Genomic DNA, 1446 nt, shown 5'->3' with positions numbered 1-1446 from the left:
GTCCTCTCACATACATGGACGCCCCCCGTTTGCCGAGCTTTCAATTGGTGACAACACAGACGGGGTTGAGATTGCAGCCATACATCCGGACTTTATGTGAGGCTCTGCCTCTGTCCCTGATGGAAATTCGCTGATCGGGCTCTTATCACCACCACGCGCTCGAAGCGCCTGTGAGAGGGCAGAGTTACCCGATCCCGGTCCGACCTGTCTTGCCATCACGTCATGATTGCCTGGGCAACCTTGGTAGTACTCCTTTCTAACGCTTCATTGCTTGACTCCACCGGTCTGGTTACGCGCCTGCGACAGCAGGGGTGTAACCAGACCGGAATCTGCGGTCGTGGGCCAGCAGCGCCCAGGCAATCCGGGCATTCTTGTTGGCCTGCGCGATGACTGCCACATTCGTGTTGCGACGCGCCAACAAACCCTTCAGCCAATCCGATGAGGGGTCGGTTTTACCTTCGGCGTAACGAACCACCGCTCGCGCACCATGAACCAGCAATGTGCGCAAATAGCTATCGCCTCGCTTGCTGATACCTAACAGCGTGGACTTGCCTCCGCTCGAATGCTGTCGCGGTACTAATCCCAACCATGCCGCCATCTGCCGACCGTTGGCAAAACTCTTCGCATCACCTACCGAAGCGACCAGAGCGCTTGCGGTGATCGGTCCAATACCCGGTATTTCTGCAAGCTTGCAACTGGCCTCATTCTCTCGATGCCATTGTTGAATTTCCCGTTCAAGTTGACCCACCTGCCGGTCCAACTCCTTCAAATGATCGCCCAGGCGCTGCATCAACTGCCGGAATGAACCGGGCAGACCGTTTTCGCCATCTTCCAGGATGCCTGGCAAACGCTCGGCGATATGCCTGATCCCTTGCGCGATGACAATGCCGAACTCACCGAGCAGCCCACGAATTGCGTTAGCTTGCGCAGTACGAGCCTTCACAAAACCCTGCCGCGCCCGATGCATGGCCAATATCCCTTGTTGCTCTGTCGTCTTGATCGGTACGAAGCGCATATTGGGTCGAGCGACCGCTTCACAAATGGCCTCTGCATCGGCTACGTCGTTCTTGTTCGTTTTCACATAGGGCTTAACAAATTGTGGAGCCATCAACTTGACCGTATGTCCAAATGCTTGCAGCTTTCTTGCCCAGTGATGGGCGCTGCCGCAAGCCTCCATGCCAATCAAGCACGGCGCCAATACTGCAAAGAAAGGGGCAAGCTGGTCACGTTTGAGCTGCTTCTTCAGTACTGGTTTCCCTCGCTCGTCAACTCCGTGTACTTGAAACACGTTTTTTGCCAAATCGATACCAACAGTCGTAAGCTTCATGAGGACGCTCCCTTCCGTTAAGTGCTATTAACACTTTCACTTTGGCACATCGATGCCGTTAGGACAGGGAGCGTCCATTCCATTACCACCGTACGTACGGTTCCGTATACGGCGGTTCA

Annotated in this window: 1 protein-coding gene; it reads right to left on the bottom strand. The window is 55.0% G+C overall.

Features of this window, described 5'->3' with window-relative positions:
* Nucleotides 1-289: 289 nt before the first annotated feature.
* Nucleotides 290-1327 carry an IS110 family transposase gene (locus ACM6IK_RS20870; RefSeq protein WP_414875826.1) on the bottom strand — a complete coding sequence of 346 codons (1038 nt, stop codon included), beginning with the start codon at nucleotides 1325-1327 and terminating at the stop codon, nucleotides 290-292.
* Nucleotides 1328-1446 lie beyond the last annotated feature (119 nt).

Origin of the sequence: Pseudomonas sp. IT-196MI5 (assembly GCF_949767415.1) — a bacterium.
Taxonomy (GTDB): Bacteria; Pseudomonadota; Gammaproteobacteria; order Pseudomonadales; family Pseudomonadaceae; genus Aquipseudomonas.
The sequence above is the reverse complement of the archived record's forward strand: the minus strand, read 5'-3'. Positions and strand labels throughout refer to the sequence as shown.